This is a genomic window from Pseudomonas sp. L5B5, assembly GCF_020520285.1.
Classification (GTDB): domain Bacteria; phylum Pseudomonadota; class Gammaproteobacteria; order Pseudomonadales; family Pseudomonadaceae; genus Aquipseudomonas.
In genome coordinates, this window is sequence record NZ_CP084742.1 from 5,368,590 (window position 1) to 5,392,071 (window position 23,482).

The following is a 23,482-nucleotide window of genomic DNA, read 5'->3' on the forward strand; positions in this document are numbered from 1 at the left end:
TCTGGCGCAGAGAGAGCCGCGCCCTTAGGATACGCGCCATGTTTTCAGGGAGCGGTTTCATGAAGAAGAAGTCATTGGTTGTATGTGCGCTGAGCGCAGCGGTATTGCTCAGCGGTTGCGAGACGGTCAACACCACCAACGCCGGCGTCGTGGGCGTGGATCGCAAGCAGTCCATGTTCAGCATGGTATCGAGTGCCGAGGTCAATCAGTCCTACGCGCAGTCCTATCAGGAGACCCTGAGCGAGGTCGGCAGCCAGGGCGCGCTGGACAAGAGCAGCGCCAACGCCAAGCGCCTGCAGGTCATCGCCAACCGCCTGATCGCCCAGGCCCCGAACTTCCGTCCGGATTGCGCGCAGTGGAAGTGGGAAGTCAACCTGATCAAGAGCGACGAGCTCAACGCCAACTGCGGTCCTGGCGGCAAGATCATTTTTTATTCCGGCCTGATCGAAAAGCTGAAGCTTACCGACGATGAAATCGCTGCGGTGATGGGGCATGAAATCGCCCACGCCCTGCGCGAGCATGGTCGCGAGGCGATGTCCAAGCAGTACGCGCTGGGTGCCGGCAAGCAGATCGCTACCCTGTTCGGGGTGTCCCAGCAGACGGTTGCCCTGGGCGACAACGGCGTCAACCTGCTGATGACGCTGCCCAACAGCCGCGAGAATGAAAACGAGGCCGACCTGATCGGTCTGGAACTCGCCGCCCGCGCCGGTTACAACCCGAACGCGGCCATTACCCTGTGGAACAAGATGGGCCAGGCTGCCGGTGGCTCCGCGCCGCCCGAGTTCATGAGCACCCACCCGGCTTCCACCAGTCGTATTGCCTCGTTGCAGGCCGCGATTCCCAAGGTGATGCCGTTGTACCAGGCTGCCAAGAAGTCTTGATCCCTACGCGTCATCGTCGATGACGCCTTCGCCGGCAAGTGGCTCCTGCGACGCATAGCGCAGGGGCCGCTTGCCGGCGATTTCGTTTATACCCAGCCGCTGATCTGCATGGCCTTGTACACCGCCACTACGGCGAGGATGAAGAAGGCCGATGCCGCCAGGCGGCGGATCAGGGTCAGCGGCAGCTTGTCCGCAGCGAAGTTGCCTGCCAGGACCACCGGCACGTTGGCGATCAGCATGCCCAGCGTGGTGCCGATGATCACTAGCCACAGATCCGGGTACTGCGCGGCCAGCATGACGGTGGCGACCTGGGTCTTATCGCCGATTTCCGCCAGGAAGAAGGCGATCAGGGTAGTCAGGAAGGGGCCGAACTTGCGTGCGGTATTGGCCTCGTCGTCGTCCATCTTGTCCGGGACCAGGGTCCATAGCGCGGTGGCTGCGAAGCTCGCGGCGAGGATCCAGTGCAGGGTCGCGTCCGAGAAGAAGCTGCCGAACCAGGCACCTACCGCACCGGCCGCCGCGTGGTTGGCCAGGGTCGCGGCAACGATGCCGGCGATGATCGGCCAGGGTTTGCGAAAGCGCGCAGCGAGGATCAGGGCGAGCAATTGCGTCTTGTCGCCGATTTCGGCCAAGGCAACGATTGCGGTGGGAACGAGCAGAGAGTCCAGCATCAGGATTTTCCTAAGGGGCGGGTCGACACGGCTATGACACGTACAGCCTTCCCGCCCCGGGTAAGGTGTGCGTGTCATAGGTCTTGTCAAACCCTGCGGTCCGTCTGTGCGGACTCCTGGGTCGCATGCGCCATGGTCTGAGGACCAAGTATGTTGACGCATGCCGGACGAGCGTGGCGCTCGTGGGAGACTACTCCCCTAGGACGGAGCGGATTCTGCCTAGGCAAAATCCTTTCGGCAAGCCTTGTTTGCGAAAACTTCGCTCAGCTGCGTTTGGCCCGGTAGATGCGGAAACCATCCCCTTCGGCCTTGATGGCGCAGGGCCCAAGATGCTCTTCGATCAGTGGTTGGTAGCGCAGGAAGCTGTTGGCAACTACCCGTAGCTCTCCGCCTTTTCGAAGATGTTCCCTTGATTTTCGCAGCAGGTTCTCGGTGGCCTGGTAATCGGTGTGGACCCCGGTATGGAACGGTGGATTGGTCAGGATGCAATCCAGCTCCCGGGGCGCGGCGTCGATGCCGTCGCCGGTCAGGACCTCGCCCTCCAGGCCGTTGGCGGCCAGGGTCAGGCGACTGCTGGCGGCTGCGAAGGCGTCCACGTCCAGCAAGGTCACACGGCTTTCCGGATAGCGGCGTTTCACCGTGGCGCCCAGTACCCCGGCACCACAACCGAAGTCCAGCAGGTGACCGGCGGGCAGATGGTCCAGGTGCTCGAGCAACAGGGCGGTGCCGCGGTCCAGGCGTCCATGGCTGAACACGCCGGGCAGGCTGATGACCTTCAACGGGCCTTCGGCCAGCGGCAACTGGTACTCCTGGGCCAGGCTCTCCAGGGCCACGGGTTCAGGTGCGTTGTCCACCGTGACCTGCCACAGCTGGCAGTGCCGTGCGCTGTCGAGCTTGCGCGGCTTGCCGAAGGCGGTGAGCTGCTTGGCGGTACTTTCCACGCCGCTGCGCTTTTCGCCCACCAGGTACAGCTGGCGTCCGGCCAGGCGCGAGGCCAGGGCGTTGAGCAGGTAGTGAGCCAGGTCCTTGGACTTGGGCAGGAACAGCACCGCGCTGTCGAAGGTGCTGTCCGGGGCGTTCACCCCGAAGTGACTGCGCCCCGGGAAGCGTGTCTGCAGGGCGGCCTGATCTCCGGCATGCCAGGACCAGCCCTGGGCGGCCGGCAGGCGGCCGAGCAGGTCATCGGCACTCAGGCCAGCCAGTAGCAGTGAGCCCTGAAACAGTTCAGCCTGGCGTAAGAGTATTTCACTGCGTATGTCCATCGTCCGCACCCGGAAAAAGTGGCGCAGTTTATCAACTCACGACCCGCAACGGGTCACCGCTGAAGAAGCCCCGGGTATTTTCAACCAGTTGGCCGACGATGCGCTGGCGTGCCTCGCGACTGCCCCAGGCATTGTGCGGAGTCACGATCAGGCGCGGGATGCCGGGCTCCAGCAGGGGATTGCCATGCACGGGCGGCTCGACGCTCAGGACATCGGTGGCAGCACCACCCAGGTGGCCGTTGCGCAGCGCGTCGGCCAGGGCCTGTTCGTCGATCAGGCCGCCACGGGCGGTATTGACCACCAGGGCGCCTGGCTTGAGCAGAGCCAGCTCCCGGGCACCAATGAAGTGGCGGGTATGTTCGTTGAGCGGGCAGTGCAGGGTCAGGGCATCCACCTGGGGCAGCAGTTCCTCCAGTGGCAGGCGGTCGGCGCGGGGCGGGCGCCCGGGAATCTGTCCCAGGATCACGCGCATGCCGAAGGCTTCGGCCAGGCGCGCCACGGCGCCACCCAGTTCGCCGTGGCCCAGCAGGCCCAGGGTCTTGCCCGCCAGTTCGATGATGGGGAAGTCCAGCAGGCAGAACTGGCTGGCCTGCTGCCAGCGTCCGGCAGCCACCGCCTGTTGGTAGTCGGCGACCCGCGTTGCCAGGTTGAGCAGCAGCATCAGGGTGTGCTGGGCTACCGATGGCGTGCCGTAGCCCTGGCAATTGCTGACGGTGATGCCCTGGCGCCGGGCGGCTTCCAGGTCGACGTTGTTGGTGCCGGTGGCCGTTACCAGGATCAGTCGCAAGTCGGGGCAGGCGGCCATGGCCTGGGCGTTGATGGCTACCTTGTTGCTGATGGCCACCTCGGCCCCCTGCAGGCGTTCCGCTACCTGCTCCGGGGATGTGTGGGCATGCAGGCGCAAGGGACTGAAACTGTCGTGCAGCGCCCCAAGATCCAGGTCGCCCAAGTCCAGCGAGCTGTGATCGAGGAAGACGGCGCGGCGATTGTTGCTCATGAACTGTACCTTTCGTGGGAGGGGACCAAGGCGTAATCTGCCGAGCCTAACAGATGAAATAATTAGACATATACAGGAGCCTGCATGTACCTCACCGAGTTCTTGACCGTTGCTCTCATCCACCTGCTGGCCGTGGCCAGCCCCGGCCCGGACTTTGCCGTGGTGGTTCGCGAAAGCGTGACCCATGGCCGTCGTGCCGGCACCTGGACGGCCCTGGGCGTGGGATCCGCGATCTTCCTGCACGTGGGTTATTCGTTGCTGGGGATCGGCCTGATCGTGTCCCAGTCCATCGTGCTGTTCAACGCCTTGAAGTGGCTGGCGGCCGCTTACCTGCTGTACATCGGCTACAAGGCGCTGCGTGCCCAGCCCGCCAAGCCCGCGACGGACGATCTGCACAAGGAGGCCGGGGTGCGCACTGCCCGTGGCGCCTTCACGTCAGGGTTCGTCACCAATGGGCTGAATCCCAAGGCGACCCTGTTCTTCCTTTCTCTGTTCACCGTGGTGATCAACCCGCACACGCCGCTGGCGATCCAGGCCGGTTACGGGGTGTACCTGGCAGCAGCCACAGCCGTGTGGTTCTGCTTGGTGGCCATGCTGTTCAGCCAGCAGCGGGTGCGCGCCGGTTTTGCCCGCATGGGCCACTGGTTCGACCGCACCATGGGGGCGGTGCTGATCGCCATCGGCGTCAAGCTGGCCTTCACCGAGATGCATTGAGGGCGCTGAGCTGGTTCAGGGTCGCCACGTAATGCCGCAGCGTGCCGCCATGAACCAAGCCCGAAATGTCATTCGTTACGTCAATGCAGCCCATGTCATCGATCACATGTTCATGCTGATCTTCCCGGCGGCGGTACTGGGCATGACCCAGGTTTTTGCCATGGACTATGCCGCGCTGATCGGCCTGTCCCTGGGCGGCTTCATCGCCTTCGGTGCCTGTTCGCTGCCCGCGGGCTGGCTGGGGGACCATTGGAGTTGGCGGCGGATGCTGCTGGTTTTGCCTTGCAGGTGCGTGAGGGGCCGATTCCTTCACGACCCCATGTGCCCCTCAAAGGGCAGGGCGGGCAGCAGATCTCGATGTTCCAGGAGCGCTTGCAGGATGTTTTCACCTCGCCGCAAACCCTGGGCCTGGTGGTCAGCCTGGCCTATGCCTTTGGTGCGGTGGCGCAGTTGACCATGGGCCGGCTGTTGCACCGCTTCAGCCCGAAATGGCCATTTATCGTCATGACCCTGTTCCAGGCGCCGCTGTTGCTGGCGTTGGCTCACGCCCAGGGCGGGAACGTGATCGCCCTGGTGGAAGCGCGCCAGGGCCTCGCCGGGCTGTACCTGATTCTGGGGGCCATCGCGGCGTTGACCTTCGTTGCGGCCCTGGCCTTTCCTCGCACACCGGCAGAGGCGACGCTGGGCCAGCAGGCATGAAGTCACGTGGGGCCGTGCCAGTGCTGGCCTGGAGCTAGTATGGAGCGGCCCTGCAAATCATCCCTTTGGCTGATTTGGCTGGCGCTCGGGCACTCTAGAGTGCGTATTCTCCAGTTACGACCGAGCCGTCAGAAAAGGGATTCTTATGTTGCAGACTCGCGTTATCCCCCCCGCCGAAGGCGCCTATCAATACCCGCTGTTGATCAAGCGGTTGCTGATGTCCGGCACTCGTTACGAGAAGACCCGCGAGATCATCTATCGCGACCAGCTGCGCTACACCTACCCGACCTTGATCGAGCGGGTAGCGCGCCTGGCCAACGTGTTGACCGCAGCGGGGGTCAAGGCCGGGGACACCGTGGCGGTGATGGACTGGGACAGCCATCGCTACCTGGAGTGCATGTTCGCCATCCCGATGATCGGTGCGGTGATCCACACCATCAACGTGCGCCTGTCGCCGGAGCAGATCCTCTACACCATGAACCACGCCGAGGACCGCTTCGTGCTGGTCAACAGCGAGTTCGTCGGCCTGTACCAGGCCATTGCCGGACACCTGACCACGGTGGACAAGACCCTGCTGCTCACCGACGGCGAGCAGAAGACTGCCGACCTGCCGAACCTGGTGGGCGAATACGAGAGCCTGCTGGCCGCAGCGAGCCCGCACTACTCGTTCGAGGATTTCGACGAGAATTCGGTGGCCACCACCTTCTACACCACGGGGACCACCGGCAATCCCAAGGGTGTGTATTTCACCCACCGCCAGCTGGTGCTGCACACCATGGGCGTGTCCACCATCATGGGGGCCATCGACAGCGTGCGCCTGCTGGGCACCAACGACGTCTACATGCCCATCACCCCGATGTTCCACGTGCACGCCTGGGGCCTGCCCTACGTGGCCACCATGCTGGGCCTCAAGCAGGTCTACCCGGGGCGCTATGACCCGGAATACCTGGTGGAGCTGTGGCGCCGGGAGAAGGTCACGTTCTCCCACTGCGTGCCGACCATCCTGCAGATGGTGCTCAACGCCAAGGCGGCCCAGGACACAGATTTTGGCGGTTGGAAGATCGTCATCGGCGGCAGCGCCCTGAATCGCGCGCTGTACGAGGCGGCCAAGGCCAAGGGGGTCCAGCTGACCGCTGCCTATGGCATGTCGGAGACCGGGCCGCTGGTGTCCTGCGCCCACCTCAACGACGAGCTGATGGCCGGCAGCGAAGACGAACGCACCACCTACCGGATCAAGGCGGGGGTGCCGGGGCCTCTGGTGGAGGCGGCAATCATCGACGCCGAGGGCAACTTCCTGCCGGCGGATGGCGAGTCCCAGGGGGAACTGGTACTCCGGGCACCCTGGTTGTCCGAGGGCTATTTCAACGAGCCGGACAAGGGCGCCGAGCTGTGGGATGGCGGCTGGTTGCACACCGGCGATGTAGCGACCCTGGATGGCATGGGAGTGATCGACATCCGCGACCGGATCAAGGACGTGATCAAGACCGGCGGGGAGTGGATCTCGTCCCTGGACCTGGAAGACCTCATCAGTCGGCACGCGGCGGTACGCGAAGTAGCAGTGGTGGGGATTGCCGACCCGCAGTGGGGCGAGCGCCCGTTCGCCTTGCTGGTGATCCGCGAAGGGCACGAGATCGGCGCCCGGGAGCTCAAGGAACACCTCAAGCCGTTCGTGGAGTTGGGGCACCTGAGCAAGTGGGCCATTCCCACCCAGATCGCCCTTGTTACTGAAATTCCCAAGACCAGCGTCGGCAAGCTCGACAAGAAGCGCATCCGCGTCAACATCAGCGAGTGGCAGGCCAGCAACAGCGCCTTTCTGTCCACCCTCTGACCGCCTGTTGCCGTGCCCGTCCGGGCACGGCATGCCCGACCCACAAGCCTTTGCCTTGTGCTCGCGAATTTTTCCGTCATTCTTGCCGGCCGATTTTCAATGGTTATGGCAACGGGCCGTCCCAGTGCGGCCGGATGGCTGCAAATCACACTTTAGAGGGATCAAGCAGTAATCCTTGCTGGCTATAGTCCGTTCACAGTCTTTTTCGAGGGACGGGGCATTGCGCGGTGTTGGCGCCACGCAACCCCGGGGTGGGTACCAGCGTCCTGGTGCCGGCATCCGGGGCGGTCTCGGAAGAACTTACTGCCATAACAATAATGCACATGGAGTAGCGTCGATGACATCAGCAAACCAGTTCTGGCGCCGGGCGAAACTGCCCCTGGCCGTCGGTCTCGCCTCCACGCTCGCCGGGCCTGCATTCGGCGTCACATTCAATATCGGTGAAATCGAAGGCAGCTTCGATTCGTCCCTTTCCCTGGGCGCCAGCTGGTCGACCGCCGGGCGCAACAAGGACCTGATCGGGGTCAACAACGGCGGCAAGGGCCTGTCCCAGACCACCGACGATGGCCACTTGAACTTCAACAAGGGGCAGACCTTCTCGAAGATCTTCAAGGGCATCCATGACCTGGAGCTCAAGTACGGCGATACCGGTGTGTTCGTGCGTGGCAAGTACTGGTATGACTTCAAGCTCAAAGACGAAGACATGGACTTCAAGAACATCAGCGACAGCAACCGCAAGGAAGGCGCCAAGTCCTCCGGCGGGCAGATCCTCGATGCCTTCGTCTATCACAACTACTCCATCGGCGATGAGCCGGGTTCGGTGCGCCTGGGCAAGCAGGTGGTGAGCTGGGGCGAAAGCACCTTCATCGGCGGCGGCATCAACTCGATCAACCCGATCGACGTCTCGGCGTTCCGCCGTCCTGGTGCCGAAGTCAAGGAAGGCCTGATTCCGGTCAACATGTTCTACATCTCCCAGAACCTGACCGAGAACCTGTCGGCCGAAGCCTTCTACCAGCTGGAATGGGACCAGACCGTCACCGACAACTGCGGGACCTTCTTCTCGCAGCCGGACAACATTTCCGATGGTTGCGATGACAACCTGCGGCTGCTGGCCAAGCGCTCGACCATTGCCGCCACGGCTCCGGGCCGGGCCGCCCTGGCAGGGATGCAGGCCTTTGGCGTCGACACCAACGAAGAAGGCACCCTGGTACGCCGCAGCGGCGATCGCGATGCCCGTGACGGCGGCCAGTTCGGCGTGGCTTTCCGCTACAACTTCGAGCCGCTGGACACCGAGTTCGGCGCCTACTTCATGAACTACCACAGCCGTGCGCCGATCTTCAGCGCCACTGCAGCTCCGCAGTCGGCCTATACCATGGCCCCGGCCTTCGGCACGCTGGCTCCGGTATGGATCGCCGGCAACTCGAAGTACTTCGTCGAGTACCCCGAGGATATCCGCCTGTATGGCCTGAGCTTCTCCACCACCCTGCCTACGGGGACCGCATGGAGCGGCGAGATCAGCTACCGGCCGAACGCGCCTGTCCAGCTCAACTCCACCGATATCCTGTATTCCGCCGTGCGTCCGTTGAAAGGCGCCTTCACCAATGCTTCGTTGCTGGAGGGTATCCCGGGGCAGGATCTCAATGGCTATCGTCGCAAGGAAATCACCCAGTTCCAGACCACGCTCACCCATTTCTTCGATCAAGTCATGGGCGCCAGTCGCTTGACCCTGGTGGGTGAACTGGGCATCACCCGCGTGGGCGGCCTGGAAAGCAAATCGAAAGTACGTTACGGCCGTGATCCAGTGTTCGGACCAGGCGAGTTGCCAGCCACGTTCGGGCAGAACACCTGCGCCGGGCTCAACAACACCACCATCGTCGGTGCGGGTCCGGGCGCGGATGCCAGCAACGTCACCAGCAACTGCAACAACGATGGCTTCACCACGACCACTTCCTGGGGTTACCGCGGCCGGGCCATCTGGGAATACCCGGATGTATTCGCCGGTGTGAACCTCAAGCCCAACGTGGCCTGGTCCCATGACGTCAAGGGTTACTCCCCAGGTCCTGGCGGCAACTTCGAGGAAGGTCGCAAGGCCATCAGCCTGGGGCTGGACGCCGAGTACCAGAACACCTACACCGCGAGCCTGGCCTACACCAACTTCTTCGGTGGCGACTACAGCACCGTGGATGACCGGGACTTCCTCGCCTTGAGCGTTGGCGTGAACTTCTAAGCACACTGTATTTTCAGGAAGAACAACAATATGAAAGTCACCAAGAGTCTGTTGCACATCGGTGTGCTGGGCCTGTCGCTCCTGGCCTCGGGGGTCATGGCCGCAGTATCGGCCGATGAGGCCGCCAAGCTGGGGACCAGCCTGACGCCGATGGGCGCCGAGACGGCTGGCAACGCCGCCGGCACCATCCCGGCCTGGAAGCCGCTGGCCACCAATGCCGGCAGCGTGGACAGCAAGGGTTTCCTGTCCAACCCCTATGGCAATGAACAACCGCTGTTCATCATCACCGCGCAGAACGTCGAGCAGTACAAGGACAAGCTGGCGCCGGGGCAATACGCGATGCTCAAGCGCTACCCGGACAGCTACAAGATGCCGGTGTACCCCTCCCACCGCGGTGCCACCGTGCCGGCCGATGTGTTTGCGGCCATCAAGCGCAACGCCACCAAGACCAACCTGGTGTCCGGCGGCAACGGCCTGGAGAACTTCGAAAGCGCGATTCCGTTCCCGATTCCCAAGAGCGGCGTGGAAGTGATCTGGAACCACATCACCCGCTATCGCGGGGGCAGCGTGACTCGCCTGGTGACCCAGGCCACGCCACAGGCCAATGGCTCCTATAGCCTGGTGTACTTCCAGGACCAGTTCGTGTTCCGCGACAAGATGAAGGACTATGACCCGAAAAACCCGGGCAACATCCTGTTCTACTTCAAGCAGAAGGTAACCGCTCCGGCGCGTCTGGCCGGTGGTGTGCTGCTGGTGCATGAAACCCTGGATCAGGTGAAGGAACCACGCTCGGCCTGGGTCTACAACGCCGGCCAGCGCCGCGTGCGTCGAGCCCCGCAAGTCTCCTATGACGGCCCGGGCACCGCTGCCGACGGTCTGCGGACCTCCGACAACCTGGACATGTACAACGGCGCCCCGGATCGCTACGACTGGAAGCTGGAAGGCAAAAAGGAAATTTACATCGCCTCCAACAGCTACAAGATCGATTCGCCGACCCTCAAGTACGCCGACATCATCAAGGCCGGGCACATCAACCAGGACCTGGCTCGCTACGAGCTGCGCCGGGTCTGGCATGTGGTCGCGACCCTGAAGGAAGGCCAGCGCCACATCTACGCCAAGCGTGACTTCTACATCGACGAAGACACCTGGCAGGCCGCGGTGATCGACCATTACGACGGTCGTGGCCAGCTGTGGCGCGTGGCCGAGGCCCATGGCGAGGACTACTACGACAAGCAAGTGCCCTGGTACGCCCTGGAAACCCTCTACGACCTGCAGTCCGGCCGCTACCTGGCGTTGGGCATGAAGAACGAAGAGAAGCAGGCGTATGACTTCGGCTTCACCGCGACCACGAGCGATTTCACTCCGGCCGCGCTGCGCCAGGACGGCGTTCGCTGATTCGCGTTACCCCTTAGAGGCCGCATCCTCAAAATTGCCCCGACTGGTTCGGGGCTTTTTTTTGCCCGTAGGACCGGTACTGGCTCGCTGGCGTAGAAATCGGTGGCAACGCGACTATCTTTCTCGGGGACACCAAAGAGCCGATCTAAATAGATAAAGGAAATATCACCCGATAATTCGGAGATATCTGACCGATTTGGTCATAGTCTTTTTTTCGTGAATGGTCGCAAAAATCTTCAACAGGTGGCCTTTTACCGCTAGTCTGCGGACATCTACTACGCCGACAACCGTACACCAATAAGAGTTGGCCATGACTGATCTGTTTTCCCTCAAACGGTCTGACAACGCAGTGCTTCCTGCGCTGGAGGGGCGTTTCTACCGGCCACCATTGCCTGATGGTTATGTGTCGCGGCCGCGCCTTTGCGAGCGTTTGAAGGGAGGGCTGAAAGGGCGGTTGCTGCTGGTCTCGGCACCGGCCGGGTTTGGCAAGAGCTCGCTGGCGGTGGAGTTCTGCCAGAACCTGCCGGGGAACTGGCAGAGCCTGTGGCTGGGGTTGAGTCGTCGGGACAGCGACCCCGGGCGTTTCCTCGAGCGGCTGCTGGCCGGGCTGCAACAGTATTTTCCGCAACTGGGTCGACAATCCCTGGGCCTGCTGAAAATGCGCCAGCGTCACCAGCCGTTTGCCTTCGAGGAGTGGCTGGATGGCTTGCTGGACGAGTTGGCGGAGCAACTGTCGAGTGCCAATCCCTTATTGCTGGTCCTGGACGACTATCACCTGGCCCAGGGGCCGGTCCTGGATCGCTGCCTGCAGTTTTTCCTCAATCACTTGCCCGACGGCCTGCTGGTGATGGTCACCAGCAGGCAGCGCCCGGATTGGCATCTGGCGCGCCTGCGGTTGTCGCGGCAACTGCTGGAGCTGCATGAACAGGACCTGCGCCTGACCCATGACGAATCCCTGAGCCTGCTGGATCGGCACAGCAGTGCCTTGCGTGGCGAAGCCCTGGAAAACCTGATCGAGCGCAGCGAGGGCTGGGTCGCGGGCTTGCGTTTCTGGCTGCTGGCGGCTTCCGAGGCCGGTGCCGTGGGTACCCTGCCCCAGGGCTTGCATGGCGGGGAGGGGTTGATTCGCGACTACCTGCTCGAAGAGGTCATTGACTGCCTGCCCGCCGAGGTCCAGGCCTTCCTGTACGACACCGCGCCGCAGGAACGCTTCTGCGCCGAGCTCTGCGATGCCTTGCGCGAGGCCCATGACAGCGCCGAGATCCTGGGCTTCCTGCAAGCGCACCAGGTATTTCTGGTTCCGCTGGACGAGCACGGGCACTGGTACCGTTACCACCATCTGTTTTCCGACCTGTTGCGCAGCCGCCCGCCCGCCAGTGCCCTGGTGCCGGCCGCCAGCCTGCACCTGCGAGCCTGTCGCTGGTTCAATGCCCAGGGGCTGCTGGATGAAGCGGTAGAGCAGGCGCTGCGTGCCGGGCACCTGGACGTGGCTGCCAACCTGGTACAGAACCTGTCCGAGGAGCAACTGCTGGCAGAGCAGAACGTCGGCATGCTGCTGCGCTGGAAAATGGACCTGCCCGACAGCCTGCTGATCAGCACGCCGCGCCTGATCGTGCTTTATAGCTGGGCCCTGGGCCTGGCCTGCCAGCTGGATGCGGCCGAGGAACTGGCGGCCCACCTGAGCCGGTTCCTGCCGGCGCCTTCGGCCACCGCGCAAAAGTCGATGCTGGCGCAATGGCTGGCCTTGAGCGGGATCATCGCGCGCGGGCGCGGCCAGCGGGAAAAGACCCTGGCCTACTGCGGGGAAGCCCTGGAAAGCCTGCCCCACAAGCGTTATGGACAACGGCTGATGTGCTTGTCGACCTTGTCCAACCTGGCCATCACCGATGCCGACCTGTGGCGCGCCCGCGGCCTCAACCGCGAGTCTCTGGAGCTGGCGCAACGGGTTGGCAATCCGCTGTTCGAAGCCCTGGCCCATTACGATCGGGCGCGGGTGCTGCAGGCGCGGGGCGAGATCTTGCGGGCGATGGACGAAGTTCAGCAGGGGTTGCAACGCCTGCAGGGGTTGTCGGCGCAGCGGCTGTACGCGGTGCGGGCACGCCTGACCCTGTACGAAGGTTACCTTTTGACCTTGCGCCTGCAGTCCGACGCCGGCCTGGCCAGGCTGCAGGCCGGGCTGGTGGAGGCCAGGGCCTGCCGCGACATCAGTGTGCTGATCGGCCATTGCGTGATCGCCAAGCAGGAGGGCATGCGAGGAGAGTTTGCCCGGGCCTTTGCCGAACTGGCCGAGGCCGAGCGCCTGATGCACATCTGGGATGTGCCGCCGATCTACTACCTGGCGATGATCACCCTGGTGAAGTGCGAGCTCTGGCTGACCCAGGGCCGAACCGACCTGGCCGAGGCCTGGCTGGCCCGCCTGGGACAGACCTACACGGGAGGGCAGGCGGCAGCTCCACCGGAGTTTCATCCGCAGTTGCCGCTGCACATCGAGTTGCAGCAAGCGAGGCTGGAAAGCATCAAGGGCGACAGTGCCAGGGCCGAGCAGCGCCTGGAGCGGTTGGTGGAACATGGGCAAAACAGCGGCCGGCAATTGTTGTGTGCGATGGCCCTGACCCAGAAGACCGCGCTGCTGTTGACACTGGGTCGCGGCCCCGAGGCACGCCAGGACTTCGCCCTGGCCCTGGAGGCGGCCGTGGGTGGGGTGTTGCAGCCTTTCGAGGGGTTGCTCATCCAGCATCCAGGCTGGATGCGCGAGCAGTTGGAGCAAGGTCCCGGCACCGCGCTGACCCAGACCTTGCTCGAACGCCTGCCTGCGGCACCTCGCGAGCTGCATGAGGCCAGTACCCACAGCGAGTACCTCAGTTCCCGTGAGTTGGCGGTGCTGCAACTGATCGCTCGAGGTTGCTCCAACCAGGAGATCAGCGAACGGCTGTTCATTTCCCTGCATACCGTGAAAACCCACGCCAGCCATATCAACAGCAAGCTGGGCGTGGAGCGTCGTACCCAGGCGGTGGCCAGGGCCCAGGAGCTGGGCTTGCTGGGCTAGGGCGCGGCGAGCGGTCAGCGGGCCAGGTGCTGCTTGCAGTAATCGGCGAACAGGCGCGCGGGCTTGGTCAGCTGTCCGCGCTTGAGCCAGGCCGCCACGAGCCCCGAGCCGGTCACGTCTTCGACGATGTCCACGCAGACTACCGGCATGCCGTCGTAGGAACATTGGCAGTGAGGGCGGGTCACCAGGATCGAGAAGCCGAAGCCCTGGCCCACCATGCCCCGAACCATCTCGATGGAAGGAGAGCTGAAGGCGATCTGCGGGGTCAGGCCGAGTTCTTCGAACAGGCTGACGAAGTAGGTCCGGCTCGGTTGCACGTCCAGCAGGATCATGGGTTCCAGGCTCAGGTCCCGCAGTGATACCTGGGCCTGCTGGGCGTAGCGGTGGTCGGCCGGCAGCAGGGCATAGGGGCGCTGCGGCGGCATCAGCTGTTCGGTCTCGATGGTGCCGTCCAGTTCGTGTTCGTACAGGATCACCAGGTCGTAGGCGCCGCCGGTCAGGCCTTGCACCAGTTCCTGTTGTTCGCCGTCGCGAATGCGGATTTCCACCCCGGGATAGAGCGCGCTGAATCCGGCGATCAGTTGTGGCAGGTACAGGGGGGCGACAGTTTCGAAGCAGCCGATATCGATCTGTCCGCAGACCACGTCGTTGTCCGCCAGGGCGTTCTGTTCGAACTCCTTGGCCATGCGCAACAGTTCCTGGGCCTTGCGGTAGAAGCGTGCGCCGCTGGGGGTCAGGGAAACGCCCTGGGCATGGTGACGGATGAGCAGTTGCACGCCAAAGCTGTCTTCCAGGCCCTTGATGGCCGTGGAGATCGACGGCTGGGCGATGTACAGCTTGCGCGAGGCCTCGGCGACGCTGCCACATTCGACGGTGGTGATGAAGTACTTCAACTGACGCAGGTTGTAGGCGGCCACGGCGAACCTCGTTCTTTGCCTGGGGCGCAAGGAGAGGGCGGGTCGAGTGGAGTGCATCGCGGGTCGGGGCTGGCTCGATGCATGCCGCTCACGCACTGGCAGGCCTCCCAAGCGCGATTCTTGTCCTCCCACAATACCCACAAGCGATGCTGTGCAGGGGGAACTTCCCCCAGCTTTTTCATCGTTTGCGAGCATATTTTTCCTCGCTTTGCAGGGCGGCTAGGACGACTCCCGTGGCTCGTTGCCTTCGTCTGCTGGAAGCCCTTCGTCAGCCGGGGCGGCTTCGAATGCCAGGGTGACGATGTAGCACTGTTCTTCGACGATCACTTCGATGTGCCAGCCCAGGCGTGCCGACAGCTGACGCATCAACTCCAGGCCCAGGCCGTAGCCGAAGTCGCTGGACGTCTCGCTCTGCTGGGTGTCGCGAATACGGTTGACCAGGCGCAGTTGCGGGTAGCCGAAGCTGATTTCGACGATACCGTCGTCGGCGTACTGCAGGGCGTTGCGCAGAAAATTGCCCACCACGATGCGACAGGCGGTAAGCGGCAGGCGACAGGGTTCATCACTGACGTCGAGGATCAGTTCGATGTCCCGCGTGCCGATCAGATAGCGATGCTCCTGGATCAGGTCGTTGACCAGCCCGCTCATGTCGATGGGTTCCTCGGGCAAAGGCTCGGGCAACTCGCGGCTCATCCACAGCAGGGTTTCGGCGATGCGCTGCATGTTCAGCACGGAGCGCTCGATTCGTTGCAGCGGTGGTGGCAGAACCCCGCCGGATTGCAGGGCCAGGAGTTCGATATTGGCCTTGAGCACTGCCAGCGGCGTGCGCAGTTCGTGGCTGGTGTAGCGCAGCAGGCGACCTTCGCGCACGCTGGCGGCCTGTACTTGTTCGACGCTTTGGGCCAGGGCATTTGCCAACATGTTGAACTCCTTGAAACCGAAATTCGGACGCTCACCGGACACGGCCTCGGGGTCCTTGAGGGTGGTGGACCACTGGGCCAGCCGCCCCAGGGGCCGGACCACCCACCAGACCAGCAGCGCGATGATCAACAGGGCCGGTATGAACACCGCGAGGCTGATGAAGATGATGCCGCTCATCTCATGGTCCAGGTAGGCGTCGGAGAGCGGGGTCTCCACTTCTCCGCCTTCTTCCTGGTCATGGTCGATGTCGTACATGTACAGGGTCTTGCCGTCGCTCAAGGGCTGGGCGAGGACGGCCCGGCCTTCGTCTTCGTCGTCGGAGTCCAGGTCGCCGAACACCTGCACCGCACCGAAGGACATGCTGGGCGGGGTGTCGAGCATCTGGCGGATCTTCTCGGGCAACGCCTCCTTGCCGATGACGCTGGTATAGAAGTAGTTGTGCGGTGGCGGCGTATCGGGGTTCTTGGCGTAGTGCCTGGCAAAGTACTGGGCTTCCTCTTCCATCATCGCGCTGGCGGTATAGAGCAGGCCGCGCACGCTGTACTGGGGCAGCAGCAGGCTGTAGATCAGCAGCACGATGGCGATCAACAGCAGGAAGCTGCTGCTGATCACCCACTTCAGAGCCAGACCCTTATGCATGGGACCTCAACTGTATGCCGACGCCGGGGAGGGTATGGATCAGCGGCTGGTCGAAGGACTTGTCCACGGTCTTGCGCAGCCGGTGCATGTGCACCTTGAGAGTGTTGCTGTCCGGCGGCTCGTCGCCCCAGATTGTCGCTTCCAGGCGCTCGCGGCTGACTGGCTCGGGGCTGGCGCGCATCAGGCACTCCAGCAAGGTCCAGCAGATGGGCGACAGGTGCAGGTCCTGGCCGGCCCGGCTGACCCTGCGGGTGGTCAGTTCCATGACCAGGTCGGCCACCTGCAGGCGGCTGGCCTGGCCGCTGCGCCGCACGCTCAGGGCGCGGATCCGGGCGACCAGTTCGGCCAGCTCGAAGGGCTTGACCAGGTAGTCGTCGGCACCGGCGGCGAAGCTGGCCAGTTTGTCCGCCAGGGCATCGAGCGAGGTGAGCATCAGGATCGGGGTCTGGCTGCCCTGCTGGCGCAGTTTCGCGCACAGCTGCTGGCCGTCCAGGCGCGGCAGCATGATGTCCAGGAGGATCACGTCGTAGTGCTGGTTGAGTGCCAGGTTAAGGCCTGTCTGGCCATTGCTGGCGTGATCGCAGACGATACCGCTGATCTCCAGGTATTCGATGACGGTGTTGGCCAGGTCGAGGTTGTCCTCGACCAGCAGCAGGTTGATGTGCACGGGAATGTCCCTCGGGGCCGGCGTTGCTCATTGCTGCGAAGAATAGCGAACTCCGACCGGGCTCCGTCGATGTTTACCTGGTGTTAACCGGCGGATAGCTAGTCTGCAAACCTACTTTTCTCGAGCGTGGCGCCGCCATGAACCTGTCTTCGGTGATCAGAGGCATCCTGCTGGTCTTGATCCTCCTGGGCCTGATGGCCTTTGTCCTGCCTTCCAGGGCGCCCTTGGTGCGCATGGGTGAGGGCGGGCCGCTGAGCTGGTTCCTGATTGGGCAGAACGCCGAACGTGCAGGTCAGGATTATGTCGCCAGCGCATTGTGATGAAGCCAGCTACACCGATCAGTTGGTGTTGTGCCTGGTGTTGATACTGTGTATCTCGGTTTCCCTGGGCGTCTACATCGTGCGTTTCAACGCGCAGGTCGATAAGCAGCGCGAACTGTCCCCGGTGCACCTGCTCGAGTGTGGCCAGGGACGCGGAGCCTTTATCGTCGATACTTATGGCCACCGCAGCAGCAGTGACAATTGCTACCTGGTCGAAGACGACAGCTAGTTCGCAGGCGCAGGGTTCTCCGTCGAGTTCGAGCGCAAGATGCGTGGTTCTTGTGTTCGAACTCCGATTTATAGTGAGGGACATCAGGGCTGGAGCTCCACAAGGAGGCCGGTCCGATTCCCTTGGCGGATTGAAGGAGTCCCCGACATGTCCTGTGTATTCAAGATCATCCCCTCTCCCGTGGGAGAGCTGACCCTGGTGGCCAGGGGCGCGAAGCTTGCCGCGATTCTCTGGGAACAGGAGCGCCAGAACCGGGTGCGCCTCGGCCCGCTCGAGCAAGCCCCGGAGCATCCACAGCTGCTGGAAACCGAGCGACAGTTGCGGGAATACTTCGCCGGTACGCGCAAGCGCTTCGACCTCGAACTGGACTTCCTCGGTACAGAGTTCCAGTGCAAGGTCTGGCAGGCGCTACTGACCATTCCGTTCGGTGAAACCCGCAGCTACAGCCAGATCGCCCGGCAGATCGGCAACCCCAGCGCCGTGCGTGCGGTGGGCGCGGCCAATGGGCGCAATCCGATCTCCATCGTCACTCCCTGCCATCGAGTGATCGGCGCTTCGGGCAGCCTTACCGGTTTTGCCGGGGGGCTCGAAGCCAAGCAGTTCCTGTTGGCGCTCGAAGGTGGGGAAACGCTGCCACTGGCGTTCTGAATGAGCAGGGGCGGCTGTTGTGCCAGAATGTCCTTTCGTTTTTCTGGAACATTCCCATGGACGCCGCCAAACCCAACCTTATCCGCGAAACCTTCCCTGTCGGGCCGTTGCAGTGCAACTGCACGATCATCGGCGATCCGTTGACCGGCAAAGCCATCGTTGTCGATCCGGGCGGCAACCCGGACCTGATCATGGCGCGCCTCGATGCCCTGGGCCTGAAGGTGGTCAGCATTATCCATACCCATGCCCACCTGGATCATTTCCTGGCTTCGGGGCAGATGAAGGAAAAAACCGGCGCCACCTTGCACCTGCACAAGGATGACCAGTTCCTCTGGGACAACCTGGAAATGCAATGCAGCATGTTCGGCGTGCCCTATACTCCGGTGCCGTCTCCGGACCGCTGGCTGGGCGATGACGAGGAGCTGGCCTGCGGTTGCGGTGTGGCCCTGCACACGCCGGGACATACGCCAGGCTCCATGAGCTTTTGGTTTTCCGAGGCTAAGCTTCTGATTACCGGCGACACGCTGTTCAAGCGCGGGGTCGGACGTACGGATCTGTGGGGTGGCGACCAAGCGACCCTGGTGCGCTCGATCAAGCAGCGTCTGTATACCCTCGATGAAGACGCCACAGTGGTTGCCGGGCACGGTCCAGACACGCGGCTGGGCGATGAGATGCGTCAGAACCCGTTCGTGAGAGCCTGAGCTTTTGCTCGATCACTCATGGAATTTTTGCCGTTCGGCGTGTTCCAACGCCGGCAAAGGTCTGATGCCAACGTCCTCTGCATCACAGAATGAAAATGTAGGAGCTTTCCATGTTCACCTCGCGTCGTTTGATTGTTGTCGCTTCTGCTGTGGCCTTGCTGTCCGGCTGCGCTTCGCCTAACCCCTATGACAACCAGGGGCAGGCCGACGGCGGCTCGTCGGGCATGAGCAAAACTGCGAAATATGGTGGCCTTGGTGCCTTGGCCGGTGCGCTGGCTGGTGCCGCAATCGACCACAACAACCGTGGCAAGGGCGCATTGATCGGCGCTGCGGTGGTCGGTGCCTCCGCCGCCGGTTATGGCTACTACGCCGACCAGCAGGAGAAGAAGTTGCGCGCCAGCATGGCCAATACCGGGGTCGAGGTGCAGCGCCAGGGTGACCAGATCAAGCTGATCATGCCGGGCAACATCACATTCGCCACTGATTCGGCAAACATTGCTCCCAGCTTCTACCAACCGCTGAACAACCTGGCCAACTCCTTGCGTGAGTTCAGCCAGAACCAGATCGAGATCGTCGGCTATACCGACAGCACTGGCAGTCGCCAGCACAACATGGATCTGTCTCAGCGTCGCGCCCAGAGCGTGGCTACCTACCTGACGTCCCAGGGCGTGAGCGGCTCCAACCTGTCTTCGCGTGGTGCCGGCCCGGACAATCCGATTGCCAGTAACGCAGACGTCAACGGCCGTGCCCAGAACCGTCGGGTCGAGGTCAACCTGAAGGCGATTCCTGGCCAGCAATACCAGCAGCCGGCCCAACAGCAATACCAGCAGCCCTATCAGCAGGGTTACTGATCGAACCGCTGTGAGCCGAGGCATAAAAAAGCCCGCCCGATGAAAGTCGGGCGGGCTTTTTGTTGGCTGGCAGGAGCCGGTTACTTCTTCAGGCCATATTGCTCGTCGAGCATGCCCGGGGCGTTCGGCGTCTTGGGCGCGTAGTCCCGTGGCGGTTCCTGGTCCCGTGGTGGAGTCAGGCGTTCGCGGGGAGCCTGCACCGATTCGGAGTGCAGGGCGGCCAGCAGGCGCTGGCGGGTCAGTTCGTCCAGGGCCAGGCGGTTGGCGCCCTCGGCAAGGTGATCCTGCACTTCCTGGTAGCTCTGGGTGAGTTTCTTCACCAGGTTGGCGGTGCTGTTGAAGTGCGTTACTACTTCATTCTGGTAATTGTCGAAACGTTCCTGAATATCATCCAACTGACGCTGCGTGCGATTAGGCGCCGCATTGGGCAGCAGGCGAGCGACCAGGAATCCAATGGCGACACCCGCAACCAGGGCAAGAGTCGGCAACAACCAAACTAAGAGCGAGTGTTCCACGAGTCCTTCCTCTATAAACGGCTTTGCTTTACGTTAACGGCTCGAACCTGCGCTGTATACCGCGATTCACTCGCAATAGATTGGCACAGACCATTTGCTAGACGAGTCGACCCCCTTCGAGGTCACGGAGTTCCTTCCTTGCTAATGCGTGAAACCCCTGTAGTGATTGCCGGCCCCGTGGGCCAACTGGAAGCGCTGTATCTGGAGGTGCCCGACGCTCGCGGCGTGGCGCTGATCTGCCATCCGAACCCGGTACAGGGCGGCACCATGCTCAACAAGGTGGTGTCCACCTTGCAGCGTACTGCGCGGGATGCCGGGTTGATTACCCTGCGCTTCAACTATCGTGGCGTCGGCGCCAGCGAAGGCAGCCATGACATGGGCAGCGGTGAAGTCGACGATGCCGAAGCCGCGGCCCACTGGTTGCTGGCCAAGCATCCGCAGTTACCGTTGACGTTGCTGGGTTTCTCTTTCGGTGGTTTCGTTGCTGCAAGCCTGGGCGGACGCCTTGAAGCCCGGGGGGTGCCGCTCAAGCACCTGTTCATGGTGGCTGCGGCGGTGACCCGCTTGCGTGACACCGACACGCTGCCGCACGGCTGCCCCCTGACGCTGATCCAGCCGGAGACCGACGAGGTCATCGACCCTCAGGCCGTCTATGACTGGTCCGATGCTCTGGTTCGCCCCCATGAGCTGCTGAAAGTGGCAGAATGCGGGCACTTTTTTCATGGCAAGCTCACCGATCTGAAGGATCTGGTGCTGCCGCGACTTTCAAATTGATAGCAGTCTGATAAGCGATTACCCATGACTACTCGTACGCGCATCCTCACCGGCATCACTACCACCGGCACGCCGCACCTGGGCAACTATGCCGGGGCGATTCGCCCGGCGATCCTCGCCAGTCGCGACAGCAATGCCGACTCCTTCTATTTCCTGGCCGATTACCACGCCCTGATCAAGTGCGATGATCCCTTGCGCATCCAGCGTTCGCGCCTGGAGATCGCCGCGACCTGGCTGGCCGGTGGCCTGGATGTGGATCGCGTGACGTTCTATCGCCAGTCCGATATCCCGGAAATCCCGCAACTGACCTGGCTGCTGACCTGTGTCGCGGCCAAGGGCCTGCTCAACCGTGCCCATGCCTACAAGGCCTCGGTGGACAAGAACGTCGAAGCCGGTGAAGACCCGGATGCCGGCGTCACCATGGGCTTGTACAGCTACCCGGTACTGATGGCTGCCGACATCCTGATGTTCAATGCGCACAAGGTGCCGGTGGGCCGCGACCAGATCCAGCACGTGGAGATGGCCCGAGACATTGGCCAGCGCTTCAACCATCTGTTTGGTCAGGGCAAGGACTTCTTCGCCATGCCCGAAGCGCTGATCGAGGAAAGCGTTGCCACCTTGCCAGGCCTGGACGGTCGCAAGATGTCCAAGAGCTACGACAACACGATTCCGTTGTTCACCAGCGCCAAGGACATGAAGGACGCGATTTCGCGCATCGTCACCGACTCCAGGGCGCCGGGAGAGGCCAAGGACCCGGACAACTCCCACCTGTTCACCCTGTTCCAGGCGTTCTCCACGGTCGAACAAGCCGCCGAGTTCCGTGGCGAGCTGCTGCAGGGCCTGGGTTGGGGCGAAGCCAAGAGCCGCCTGTTCCAGTTGCTGGACGGCGAGCTGGGCGAGGCTCGCGAGCGTTACCACCAGTTGATTGCCCGTCCATCGGACCTTGAAGATATCCTCCAGGCCGGTGCGGCCAAGGCCCGCAACGTGGCCACGCCGTTCCTCGCCGAGTTGCGCGAAGCCGTGGGCCTGCGTTCCTTCGAAAACCAGGTGCAGGTTGCCGCTACCACCAAGAAAAAGGCCGCCAAGGCTGCGCGGATCGTCAGCTTTCGCGAGGACGATGGCAGCTTCCGCTTCCGCCTGTTGTCTGCCGATGGCGAGCAGTTGCTGCTGTCGCGCAACTTCGCCGACGGCAAGGCTGCCGGTGCGGCGAGCAAGCAGCTGCAGTCGGGCCAGGAGCTGGACCTGCGTACTGAAGCCAGCAGCTTCAGTCTCTGGCTGGATGGCGCTTGCGTGGCCGACAGCGCGGTGTTTGCCGACGCGGCTACCCGTGATGCGACCATCGAGGAAGTACGGATTGCCCTGGCGCCTGCCCAGGACTGAGCGCAGTCTTCCCGACCAAGGGCTGATTGCCATTCCCCGGGGCCGTCGCTAAAGTGACGGCCCGTTTTTGTTACCTTGCTAACGAATTATGACGCCCCTAGAACGATACCAAGCAGATCTGAAACGCCCGGACTTCTTTCATGACGCGGCACAGGAGACTGCTGTGCGTCATCTGCAGCGCCTGTATGACGATCTGATCGCGGCCGGGCACAACAAGCCGGGCCTGCTCGGCAAGCTCTTTGGCAAGAAGGACCAGGCGCCGGTCAAGGGCTTGTACTTCTGGGGCGGCGTAGGACGCGGCAAGACTTACCTGGTCGACACCTTCTTCGAAGCGCTGCCGTTCAAGGAAAAGGTACGGACGCACTTTCACCGTTTCATGAAGCGTGTCCACGAGGAAATGAAGACCCTGGGTGGCGAAAAGAACCCGCTGACCATCATTGCCAAGCGTTTCTCGCAAGAGGCGCGAGTTATCTGCTTCGATGAGTTCTTCGTATCCGACATTACTGACGCGATGATTCTCGGCACGCTAATGGAGGAGCTGTTCAAGAATGGCGTCACCCTGGTGGCCACCTCGAACATCGTGCCGGATGGTTTGTACAAGGATGGCCTGCAGCGTGCTCGCTTCCTGCCGGCCATTGCCCTGATCAAGCAGAACACTGAAATCGTCAACGTCGACAGCGGTGTCGACTATCGCCTGCGTCATCTGGAGCAGGCCGAGCTGTTCCACTATCCACTGGATGAAGTCGCCCACGAAAGCCTGCGCAAGAGCTTTCGGGCCCTGACGCCAGAGTGCACCCAAGCCGTGGAAAACGATGTGCTGATCATCGAGAATCGTGAGATCCGGGCCGTGCGCACCTGTGACGATGTGGCCTGGTTCGACTTCCGCGAGTTGTGCGACGGTCCTCGCAGCCAGAACGACTACATCGAGCTGGGCAAGATTTTCCATGCGGTCCTGCTCAGCGGCGTGGAGCAGATGGGCGTTGCCACCGACGACATCGCCCGGCGCTTCATCAACATGGTTGATGAGTTCTACGATCGCAACGTCAAGCTGATCATTTCCGCCGAGGTGGAACTCAAGGACCTCTACACGGGTGGCCGCTTGATGTTCGAGTTCCAGCGGACCCTCAGTCGTTTGCTGGAGATGCAGTCCCACGAGTTCCTTTCGCGGGCCCACAAGCCGTAAAGCCGAACCTATGAAAG

General features: G+C 62.6%; 21 protein-coding genes, 1 pseudogene and 1 riboswitch. Of the genes and pseudogenes, 15 read left to right on the forward strand and 7 right to left on the reverse strand.

The features are described from left to right. Nucleotides 1–59: 59 nt before the first annotated feature. The gene (locus LGQ10_RS24645; RefSeq protein ID WP_226523478.1) at nt 60–881 is read left to right on the forward strand and encodes a M48 family metallopeptidase; all 822 of its coding nucleotides are present in this window, start codon (nt 60–62) and stop codon (nt 879–881) included. An 86-nt stretch (nt 882–967) separates the two neighbouring features. Here LGQ10_RS24645 and LGQ10_RS24650 read toward each other — a convergent pair whose 3' ends face one another. The 3 genes from LGQ10_RS24650 to LGQ10_RS24660 all read right to left on the reverse strand — a co-directional run bounded on the left by LGQ10_RS24650 (nt 968) and on the right by LGQ10_RS24660 (nt 3,811). Further along, a complete protein-coding gene (locus LGQ10_RS24650; protein WP_058437241.1) occupies nt 968–1,552 on the reverse strand; it encodes a TMEM165/GDT1 family protein in 585 nt (194 codons plus the stop codon). Between the two features lie 89 nt (nt 1,553–1,641). Next, nucleotides 1,642–1,763: riboswitch (yybP-ykoY riboswitch) on the reverse strand. A gap of 52 nt (nt 1,764–1,815) precedes the next feature. Further along, nucleotides 1,816–2,814 carry a class I SAM-dependent methyltransferase gene (locus LGQ10_RS24655; RefSeq protein ID WP_226523479.1) on the reverse strand — a complete coding sequence of 333 codons (999 nt, stop codon included), beginning with the start codon at nt 2,812–2,814 and terminating at the stop codon, nt 1,816–1,818. Between the two features lie 31 nt (nt 2,815–2,845). Further along, complete coding sequence (locus tag LGQ10_RS24660) at nt 2,846–3,811, reverse strand: 2-hydroxyacid dehydrogenase (protein ID WP_058437239.1); 966 nt, start codon at nt 3,809–3,811, stop codon at nt 2,846–2,848. An 84-nt stretch (nt 3,812–3,895) separates the two neighbouring features. Between LGQ10_RS24660 and LGQ10_RS24665 the strand changes: the two genes are divergently transcribed. From LGQ10_RS24665 to LGQ10_RS24690, 6 genes and pseudogenes are all read left to right on the forward strand, one after another. Next, complete coding sequence (locus tag LGQ10_RS24665; protein ID WP_058437238.1) at nt 3,896–4,525, forward strand: LysE family translocator; 630 nt, start codon at nt 3,896–3,898, stop codon at nt 4,523–4,525. A 49-nt stretch (nt 4,526–4,574) separates the two neighbouring features. Further along, nucleotides 4,575–5,224: pseudogene (locus LGQ10_RS24670) on the forward strand (hypothetical protein). Between the two features lie 145 nt (nt 5,225–5,369). Next, a complete protein-coding gene (locus LGQ10_RS24675; RefSeq protein WP_226523480.1) occupies nt 5,370–7,052 on the forward strand; it encodes a fatty acid--CoA ligase in 1,683 nt (560 codons plus the stop codon). A gap of 337 nt (nt 7,053–7,389) precedes the next feature. Next, nucleotides 7,390–9,279: a DUF1302 domain-containing protein gene (locus tag LGQ10_RS24680; protein ID WP_058437235.1), complete on the forward strand. Its 1,890-nt coding sequence runs from the start codon at nt 7,390–7,392 to the stop codon at nt 9,277–9,279. Between the two features lie 30 nt (nt 9,280–9,309). After that, the gene (locus tag LGQ10_RS24685; RefSeq protein WP_226523481.1) at nt 9,310–10,674 is read left to right on the forward strand and encodes a DUF1329 domain-containing protein; all 1,365 of its coding nucleotides are present in this window, start codon (nt 9,310–9,312) and stop codon (nt 10,672–10,674) included. 310 nt (nt 10,675–10,984) lie between these two features. Further along, nucleotides 10,985–13,720 (forward strand): LuxR C-terminal-related transcriptional regulator, encoded by a 2,736-nt coding sequence (locus LGQ10_RS24690; RefSeq protein WP_226523482.1) that lies wholly within the window; start codon nt 10,985–10,987, stop codon nt 13,718–13,720. 14 nt (nt 13,721–13,734) lie between these two features. On the opposite strand, the gene LGQ10_RS24695 is transcribed toward LGQ10_RS24690, so the two are convergent. From LGQ10_RS24695 to LGQ10_RS24705, 3 genes are all read right to left on the reverse strand, one after another. Beyond that, nucleotides 13,735–14,637 carry a LysR family transcriptional regulator gene (locus LGQ10_RS24695; protein WP_226523483.1) on the reverse strand — a complete coding sequence of 301 codons (903 nt, stop codon included), beginning with the start codon at nt 14,635–14,637 and terminating at the stop codon, nt 13,735–13,737. Nucleotides 14,638–14,856: 219 nt separating this feature from the next. Continuing rightward, entirely contained in the window at nt 14,857–16,197 is a 1,341-nt protein-coding gene (locus tag LGQ10_RS24700; RefSeq protein ID WP_226523484.1) for a sensor histidine kinase, read from the reverse strand. Continuing rightward, nucleotides 16,190–16,864, reverse strand: a complete 675-nt coding sequence (locus LGQ10_RS24705) for a response regulator transcription factor (RefSeq protein ID WP_058438671.1) — start codon at nt 16,862–16,864, stop codon at nt 16,190–16,192. Before LGQ10_RS24705 ends, LGQ10_RS24700 begins: the two co-directional genes overlap by 8 nt. 137 nt (nt 16,865–17,001) lie before the next feature. Between LGQ10_RS24705 and LGQ10_RS24710 the strand changes: the two genes are divergently transcribed. The 5 genes from LGQ10_RS24710 (at nt 17,002) to LGQ10_RS24730 (ending at nt 19,613) form a co-directional block, all read left to right on the forward strand. After that, nucleotides 17,002–17,184 (forward strand): hypothetical protein, encoded by a 183-nt coding sequence (locus tag LGQ10_RS24710; protein ID WP_226523485.1) that lies wholly within the window; start codon nt 17,002–17,004, stop codon nt 17,182–17,184. Then, nucleotides 17,165–17,413: a hypothetical protein gene (locus tag LGQ10_RS24715; protein WP_226523486.1), complete on the forward strand. Its 249-nt coding sequence runs from the start codon at nt 17,165–17,167 to the stop codon at nt 17,411–17,413. Before LGQ10_RS24710 ends, LGQ10_RS24715 begins: the two co-directional genes overlap by 20 nt. Before the next feature lie 147 nt (nt 17,414–17,560). Beyond that, complete coding sequence (locus tag LGQ10_RS24720) at nt 17,561–18,061, forward strand: methylated-DNA--[protein]-cysteine S-methyltransferase (RefSeq protein WP_226523487.1); 501 nt, start codon at nt 17,561–17,563, stop codon at nt 18,059–18,061. Nucleotides 18,062–18,117: 56 nt separating this feature from the next. Continuing rightward, nucleotides 18,118–18,762 (forward strand): MBL fold metallo-hydrolase, encoded by a 645-nt coding sequence (locus tag LGQ10_RS24725; protein WP_226523488.1) that lies wholly within the window; start codon nt 18,118–18,120, stop codon nt 18,760–18,762. Between the two features lie 110 nt (nt 18,763–18,872). After that, nucleotides 18,873–19,613 (forward strand): OmpA family protein, encoded by a 741-nt coding sequence (locus LGQ10_RS24730; RefSeq protein WP_058433853.1) that lies wholly within the window; start codon nt 18,873–18,875, stop codon nt 19,611–19,613. 80 nt (nt 19,614–19,693) lie between these two features. On the opposite strand, the gene LGQ10_RS24735 is transcribed toward LGQ10_RS24730, so the two are convergent. Beyond that, nucleotides 19,694–20,128, reverse strand: a complete 435-nt coding sequence (locus LGQ10_RS24735; protein WP_058433852.1) for a YhcB family protein — start codon at nt 20,126–20,128, stop codon at nt 19,694–19,696. A 144-nt stretch (nt 20,129–20,272) separates the two neighbouring features. On the opposite strand from LGQ10_RS24735, the gene LGQ10_RS24740 reads away from it, so the two are divergent. The 3 genes from LGQ10_RS24740 (at nt 20,273) to zapE (ending at nt 23,465) form a co-directional block, all read left to right on the forward strand. Further along, nucleotides 20,273–20,902, forward strand: coding sequence for an alpha/beta hydrolase (locus LGQ10_RS24740; RefSeq protein WP_226523489.1), 630 nt, complete (start codon nt 20,273–20,275; stop codon nt 20,900–20,902). A gap of 24 nt (nt 20,903–20,926) precedes the next feature. Further along, nucleotides 20,927–22,282: a tryptophan--tRNA ligase gene (locus LGQ10_RS24745; protein WP_226523490.1), complete on the forward strand. Its 1,356-nt coding sequence runs from the start codon at nt 20,927–20,929 to the stop codon at nt 22,280–22,282. Between the two features lie 88 nt (nt 22,283–22,370). Then, nucleotides 22,371–23,465: a cell division protein ZapE gene (gene zapE, locus LGQ10_RS24750; RefSeq protein WP_058433849.1), complete on the forward strand. Its 1,095-nt coding sequence runs from the start codon at nt 22,371–22,373 to the stop codon at nt 23,463–23,465. Nucleotides 23,466–23,482: the final 17 nt, after the last annotated feature.

Excerpts from the sequence above, each read along its gene's own strand:
- zapE (WP_058433849.1), top strand. The coding sequence starts at position 22,371 with ATGACGCCCCTAGAACGATACCAAGCAGATCTGAAACGCCCGGACTTC.
- LGQ10_RS24650 (WP_058437241.1), bottom strand. The coding sequence starts at position 1,552 with ATGCTGGACTCTCTGCTCGTTCCCACCGCAATCGTTGCCTTGGCCGAA.
- LGQ10_RS24745 (WP_226523490.1), top strand. The coding sequence starts at position 20,927 with ATGACTACTCGTACGCGCATCCTCACCGGCATCACTACCACCGGCACG.
- LGQ10_RS24700 (WP_226523484.1), bottom strand. The coding sequence starts at position 16,197 with ATGCATAAGGGTCTGGCTCTGAAGTGGGTGATCAGCAGCAGCTTCCTG.
- LGQ10_RS24660 (WP_058437239.1), bottom strand. The coding sequence starts at position 3,811 with ATGAGCAACAATCGCCGCGCCGTCTTCCTCGATCACAGCTCGCTGGAC.
- LGQ10_RS24720 (WP_226523487.1), top strand. The coding sequence starts at position 17,561 with ATGTCCTGTGTATTCAAGATCATCCCCTCTCCCGTGGGAGAGCTGACC.
- LGQ10_RS24710 (WP_226523485.1), top strand. The coding sequence starts at position 17,002 with ATGAACCTGTCTTCGGTGATCAGAGGCATCCTGCTGGTCTTGATCCTC.
- LGQ10_RS24655 (WP_226523479.1), bottom strand. The coding sequence starts at position 2,814 with ATGGACATACGCAGTGAAATACTCTTACGCCAGGCTGAACTGTTTCAG.
- LGQ10_RS24740 (WP_226523489.1), top strand. The coding sequence starts at position 20,273 with ATGCGTGAAACCCCTGTAGTGATTGCCGGCCCCGTGGGCCAACTGGAA.
- LGQ10_RS24690 (WP_226523482.1), top strand. The coding sequence starts at position 10,985 with ATGACTGATCTGTTTTCCCTCAAACGGTCTGACAACGCAGTGCTTCCT.
- LGQ10_RS24715 (WP_226523486.1), top strand. The coding sequence starts at position 17,165 with ATGTCGCCAGCGCATTGTGATGAAGCCAGCTACACCGATCAGTTGGTG.
- LGQ10_RS24680 (WP_058437235.1), top strand. The coding sequence starts at position 7,390 with ATGACATCAGCAAACCAGTTCTGGCGCCGGGCGAAACTGCCCCTGGCC.
- LGQ10_RS24675 (WP_226523480.1), top strand. The coding sequence starts at position 5,370 with ATGTTGCAGACTCGCGTTATCCCCCCCGCCGAAGGCGCCTATCAATAC.
- LGQ10_RS24685 (WP_226523481.1), top strand. The coding sequence starts at position 9,310 with ATGAAAGTCACCAAGAGTCTGTTGCACATCGGTGTGCTGGGCCTGTCG.
- LGQ10_RS24665 (WP_058437238.1), top strand. The coding sequence starts at position 3,896 with ATGTACCTCACCGAGTTCTTGACCGTTGCTCTCATCCACCTGCTGGCC.
- LGQ10_RS24645 (WP_226523478.1), top strand. The coding sequence starts at position 60 with ATGAAGAAGAAGTCATTGGTTGTATGTGCGCTGAGCGCAGCGGTATTG.
- LGQ10_RS24730 (WP_058433853.1), top strand. The coding sequence starts at position 18,873 with ATGTTCACCTCGCGTCGTTTGATTGTTGTCGCTTCTGCTGTGGCCTTG.
- LGQ10_RS24725 (WP_226523488.1), top strand. The coding sequence starts at position 18,118 with ATGGACGCCGCCAAACCCAACCTTATCCGCGAAACCTTCCCTGTCGGG.